We start from the raw sequence: 5867 nt of genomic DNA on the forward strand, positions 1-5867 counted from the left end.
AGGGCGCCGCGACCTTCACCGGGCCGCGCAGCCTCGAGGCCGGCGGCCGCACCATCGAGGCGCGCCGCTTCGTGCTCGCCGCCGGCGCGACGCCCCGCCTGCCCGCCATTCCCGGCCTCGAAGGCGTGCCGGTGCTGACGCCGGACACGATCTGGAACATCGACGCGCTGCCCGCCCATCTCGCGGTCGTCGGAGCCGACGAGACCGCCCTCGCCCTCGCCCAGGGGTTCCGCCGGCTCGGCGCACGGGTGACGCTCTTCGCCCCCGAGAGCCTCCTGCCCGGCTTCGACCCGGACATGGCGGCGGCCCTGCGCGACCGGCTCGCGGCGGACGGCGTCACGCTCTTCGAGGAGGCCCGCGTCACCGGCGTCGAGCGGCAGGGGGACGGCATCGCCCTCACCGCCAGCCGCGGCGGCGAGGACGGCGCGCTCGTCGTCTCCCACGTTCTCGTCTGCGCGGGGCGCGAGCCGGCCCTCGGAGCCCTCGGGCTCGACGCCGCCGGCATCGTCCATGGCCCCCGCGGCATCGCGGTGGATGGCGGACTCCTGACCGCCAACCGGCGCGTCTTCGCCATCGGCGAGGCGAGCGACCCCGCCGCCGAGTCCGGCCTGTCGGAGCGCCAGGCCGCACTCCTCGCCGGCCACGTCCTGCTGCGCCGGCCGATCCGCTCGAGCGACCTCCTGCCGATGCGTACCGCCCTCACGTCGCCCGCCCTGGTCGAGCTCGGCGTCGGCGAGGAGGAGGCGCGCCGCCGCGATCCCCGCTGCCGCATCCTGCGCCTCCCGCTGGCGGAGAGCCCCGGCGCCCATGTGGCCGGCCCGCCGGAGGGCCACGTGAAGCTCATCGTCTCGGCGAAGGGGCGCCTTCTCGGCGCGGCCATCCTCGCCGGAGAGGCCGCGCTGATCGCCGCACCCATAGCCCTCGCCATGGGCAAGGGCCTGACCGTTCATGATCTTGCCGCCATCCAGTTGCCGTATCCCGGCGTAAGCGACATAGGCAAACGCGCTGCGCTGGCCTATTTCAGCAATCGCTTGTCGAATCCGTGGATCAGGCGGACCATCCGTCTGCTACGCTGGTTCGGCTGAGACAGCACCTTAACGGAAGGCCGGATGGCAGAGACCACGGATGATCGTCAGGCCCGGGAGACGGCGGCGCGCCCCGCCGGCATCGACCCGGCGGCGCTCGACGTCGCCGCCCCCGTGCCCTCGCGCGGCGTCGGCCTGTCCGGCAAGCTGCTGATCCTGACGACGCTCTTCATCCTCGTCGCCGAAGTCCTGATCTACGTTCCGGCGGTCGCCAACTTCCGCAATTCCTGGCTCGACGATCGCCTCGCCTCCGGCCGCACCGCCGCCCTCGTGCTCGAGGCGGCGCCGAGCGGCATGGTGCCCGAGGCGCTGGTGCGCGAACTCCTCGACAGCGCCGGGGCCAAGGCCGTGGCGCTGAAGACCGGTCCGGCGCGCCGGCTGCTGGCGGCCTCCGACGAACTGCCCGACGTCGACGTCACCATCGACATGCGCAACCAGCCGATCTTCCGCTCGATCCCGGAGGCCTTCGCCACGCTCTTCGCGGCCGACGGGCGCGCCATGCGCGTGATGGGCGAGGCGCGCCGCGCGGGCGACTTCGTCGAGATCGTCATGGACGAGACGCCGCTGCGCCACGCCATGCTGCGCTTCTCCAAGACGCTGCTGATCTATTCGCTCTTCATCTCCGCGGTCTCGGCGGCGCTGGTCTACGTCACGCTGCACCTGATGTTCGTGCGGCCCATGCGGCGCCTGACCGACACGATGATCGCCTTCCGCGAGAACCCCGAGGACATCAGCCGCGCCATCGTGCCGACCGGCCGCAAGGACGAGGTGGGCGTCGCCGAATACGAGCTGCAGTCCATGCAGCATTCGCTGCACGACATGCTGGCGCAACGCTCGCGCCTCGCCGCCCTCGGCCTCGCGGTCTCCAAGATCAACCACGACCTGAGGAACCTTCTCGCCTCCGCGCAGCTCTTCTCCGACCGGCTCGCCAACGTGCCGGACCCTACGGTGCAGCGCTTCGCGCCGAAGATGATCCAGGCGCTCGACCGCGCCATCGCCTTCTGCCAGTCGACCCTGTCCTATGGCCGCGCCCACGAGGCTCCGCCCCAGCGGCGCCCGGTGGAGCTCGCGACGCTGGCCGAGGAGGTGCGCGAGACCATGGGCCTCGGCGAGGACGCCCGCATCGGCTTCGTCAATGCGGTGGAGGACGGCATCAGCCTCGACGCCGACCCCGACCACCTGTTCCGCGTGCTGCTCAACCTCGCCCGCAACGCCCACCAGGCGCTCGAATCGCGTGCGCCGAACGATCCCGCCCGCGACCACATCCGCATCGCCGGCCGGCGCGAGGGCGCGGTCGCCGTCATCGAGGTCTCCGACACCGGCCCCGGTGTCCCCGAGCGCGCCCGCCAGCACCTGTTCGAGGCCTTCCAGGGCTCCACCCGGCCGGGCGGCACCGGCCTCGGCCTCGCCATCGCCGCAGAGCTGGTCCGCGCCCATGGCGGCACCATCACGCTCGCCGACGGCACCCTCGGCGCCACCTTCCGCATCACCATCCCCGACCGGCCCATCGACCTCGCATCCGCCCGCCGCGCCCAGCGCAAGCGCGCCTGAGGGACGAGAGCGGCCGGGGCGGTGGTGACGTTTCGTTCCCCGCCCGGCCCAGCGAAAGCCCGCCTGAGGGGCGAGGGCCGCCGCAGCGGTGGAGAAATTTCGATCCCCGCCCGGCCCAGCGAAAGCGCGCCTGAGGCGCGAGGGCCGCCGGAGCGGTGGAGAAGTTTCGATCCCCGCCCGGCCCAGCGAAAGCCCGCCTGAGGCGCGAGGAGCGCCGGAGCGGTGGAGAAGTTTCGATCCCCGCCTGTCCCAGCGAAAGCCCGCCTGAGGCGCGAGGACCGCCGGAGCGGTGGAGAAGTTTCGATCCCCGCCCGGCCCTCTTGCAATCGGTTTCGAAACAGCGTATCCGACCGCCTCCATTCGAGAGGCACCTCGCTTTTCGGATGCGGCGCGCGCCCGTAGCTCAGCTGGATAGAGCACCAGACTACGAATCTGGGGGTCAGAGGTTCGAATCCTTTCGGGCGCGCCATTTCGCTTTTCAGACGCGATGATTGAACGTTCGTCGGGACCCGTGGCGCGTCTAGAACGCCCGCCGCTGTCGTGGCCAGCGCGGCGCCCGACGGGTCAAAGCCTTCTGCCTCCCCCTCCCCGAAAGCCTGCTCCCCCCATTTAGGGGCGCGCGCGCCTGCCGCGAACCTGCTAAACGGATGGTTAACGGTGGTGCTGCCGCCGTTGCTTTCAGTGCATCGGGTGAAACATGCCGCCGGCGCATGCCAGACACGGGGACTTCGCGCCGGCCTCCCTCGCGGCCGGGTTGCCGACCCTGGCCGCCACCGCCCTGTTCTGCTGCACCTTCCTGTACATTTGGGTGTCCTTCAGCCCCTTCCCCGACCTGACCCACATGGATCAGTCGGCCGCGCCGGGTGTCGCGTCGAACCGGGCGAACCAGATCGCCGCGCTGGTCCTTCTGTCGATGCTGGTCGGCTATGCGCTCGCCTTCGGGCGCCATTCGCTGATCCTGCGGCCGCGGATCCTGCTGTTCCTGATCTTCACCTGGCTGCTGGCGGTCTCATTGCCGAGCCCGGAGCCCCTCTTCGCCATCCGGCGGCTGGCGATGGCGGCGATCGTCTGCACGGCAGCGAGCGTCATTCTCCTCCTGCCGCGGGACGAGCGGCACTTCGCCGCCATGCTGGCGGCATGCACGGCCATCGTGCTGGCGCTCTGCTACGCCGGGGTGATCCTGTTCTCCCGCTATGCCGTGCACCAGTTCACCGACGAGCTGGAGCCGCTGCTGGAAGGCGACTGGCGGGGCCTCTACAGCCACAAGAACACGGCGGGCACCGTCATGGTGGTGGCCGTCCTCTTCGGGCTCTACGTCACGCGGGTGCTCGGGCCGCTCGTCGGCCTGCCGATCGTCCTCCTGGCCGGCGTCTTCCTCCTCTTCACCGGCAGCAAGACCTCGGCCGCGATGCTGCCGGCGACGCTCGCCATCGCCTTCCTGGTCGTGCGCCTGCGTTACGTCAGGGCGCTCGTCGTTGTCGGGGCGCTCGCCGGCGTCTGGACACTGACCATCGGCTCAGCCGTGTCGGAACGGATCGCCGGCGCCGTGAAGGCGCTCGGCGTCGACCCCACCTTCACGCTGCGCACGGAGGTCTGGTCCCTCGCCCTCGAACACATCCCCAGGAAGCCGCTGCTCGGCCATGGGTACCAGTCCTTCTGGCGCAACACCGACCTGATGCACGGCTTCCGCGAGGAGTTCAGCTGGGCGGTCAACGCGGTGAACGCCCACAACAGCTATCTCGACCTGCTGCTAACGGCAGGCATTCCCGGGACGCTGCTGATGATGGTGTTCCTCGTCGCCCTGCCGCTGCGCTACATCGCCCAGGCCGAACGCCACGGCGCCCGCAGACGCCTGACCGAGCTCTACACGCGCATCTGGATCTTCGGCCTTCTCGCCGGATGCCTCGAAACCATCCTGTTCGACACCGTCGGCGTCGTCTGGTTCAGCATGCTCATGGCGATCTTCGGGCTGCGGCTGCAGGCGCGGGCGCACCTTCGCCCCGACGGCGAACGGCCCTCTCCGCCCTACCGCGCCAGCGCCGCCACCGGATCGAGCCGCGCCGCGCTGCGCGCCGGCAGATAGCCAAAGACGAGGCCGATCAGCATGGAGAAGACGAAGGCCAGCACGATGGAGGCCGGCGAATAGATCAGGGAGAATGACGGGCTCAGCGCGTTGAAGGCGACGCCGATGGCGAGGGCCGTGACGACCCCGATCACCCCGCCGAACAGGCTGATCAGCACCGCCTCGATGAGGAACTGCTGGAGGATGTCGCGGCGCCGGCCGCCCACCGCCAGGCGCACGCCGATCTCGCCCGTCCGCTCCACCACCGAGACCAGCATGATGTTCATCACCCCGATGCCGCCCACCACCAGGGAGATGACGGCGATGGAGGCGATGAGCAGCGTCAGCGTCTCCGTCGTCTGGGTCAGAGTCTGGCGGATGTCGTCGGTGTTGAGGATGAAGAAATCCTTGCGCCCGTGCCGCTGCAGCAGCAGCTGCGTCACCGCCGCCAGCGCCACCTCGCTCGCGACATCGTCGCTCACCCGCACCGTGATGCTGCGCAGCGATGCATCGCCCAGGAAGCGCGCCTGCACCGTGGTGTAGGGCAGGAAGACCGATAGGTTCTGGCTGGAGCCGAAGCCGCTCTGCTGGCGCGCGGCGACGCCGACGATGCGGCACGGCACGCTGCCGATGAGGATGACCTGGCCGATGGCGCCGGCCCCGCCGGGAAACAGGCGCTCGGCGGTGTTCTCGTCGATCACCACGTCCTGAGTCAGGCGGCGGACGCTGTCGGCATCGAAGAAGCGGCCTTCCCTGAGCTTCGTCCCCTTCACGGCGAAGTAGCGGTCGCCGACGCCGTTGACCATGACGCTCGCCTCGATGGAGCGGTAGCGCGCCGTCGAGGAGGTGGAGACGGTGGGGGTGACGGCGGCGGCATAGGCTTCCGCCTCCAGCGCCCGGGCATCGCCCACCACCAGCGTCTTGATCTTGCCCGAGCGCACGTCGCCGAAACTGGTGCCGGGGAAGATCTCCAGCGTGTTGGTGCCGAGCCCCGAGATGTTGGCGAGCACGCGCTGCCGCGAGCCCTGCCCCAGCGCCACCATGCAGACCACCGAGGCGATGCCGATGATGATGCCGAGCATGGTCAGCACGCTGCGCAGCCGGTGCGCGTTCATCGACACCAGCGCCATAACGAAGGCCTCGCGCAGCCCGTCGATGCGGGCCGCCAG

At 70.5% G+C, this 5867-nt stretch carries 4 protein-coding genes and 1 tRNA gene; 4 read left to right on the forward strand and 1 reads right to left on the reverse strand.

What is annotated here, in order from left to right:
- The 4 genes from ACT6XY_RS22175 to ACT6XY_RS22190 all read left to right on the forward strand — a co-directional run.
- A partial coding sequence (locus tag ACT6XY_RS22175) for an FAD-dependent oxidoreductase (RefSeq protein ID WP_444750478.1) occupies nt 1–1085 on the forward strand: 1085 nt, incomplete at its 5' end.
- 24 nt (nt 1086–1109) lie between these two features.
- The gene (locus tag ACT6XY_RS22180) at nt 1110–2636 is read left to right on the forward strand and encodes an ATP-binding protein (protein WP_444750479.1); all 1527 of its coding nucleotides are present in this window, start codon (nt 1110–1112) and stop codon (nt 2634–2636) included.
- Nucleotides 2637–3028: 392 nt separating this feature from the next.
- A tRNA-Arg gene (locus ACT6XY_RS22185) sits at nt 3029–3105 on the forward strand.
- A 285-nt stretch (nt 3106–3390) separates the two neighbouring features.
- Complete coding sequence (locus ACT6XY_RS22190) at nt 3391–4719, forward strand: O-antigen ligase family protein (protein WP_444750480.1); 1329 nt, start codon at nt 3391–3393, stop codon at nt 4717–4719.
- Here the strand turns inward: ACT6XY_RS22190 and ACT6XY_RS22195 are convergent.
- Nucleotides 4662–5867, reverse strand: a 1206-nt coding sequence (locus ACT6XY_RS22195; RefSeq protein WP_444750481.1) for an ABC transporter permease, incomplete at its 5' end; no start/stop codon positions are given. The genes ACT6XY_RS22190 and ACT6XY_RS22195 overlap by 58 nt on opposite strands.

Source organism: Phreatobacter sp., from assembly GCF_052440005.1.
Lineage (GTDB): Bacteria > Pseudomonadota > Alphaproteobacteria > Rhizobiales > Phreatobacteraceae > Phreatobacter.

Coding starts and splice junctions, on each gene's coding strand:
- ACT6XY_RS22180 (WP_444750479.1), top strand. CDS start 1,110: ATGGCAGAGACCACGGATGATCGTCAGGCCCGGGAGACGGCGGCGCGC.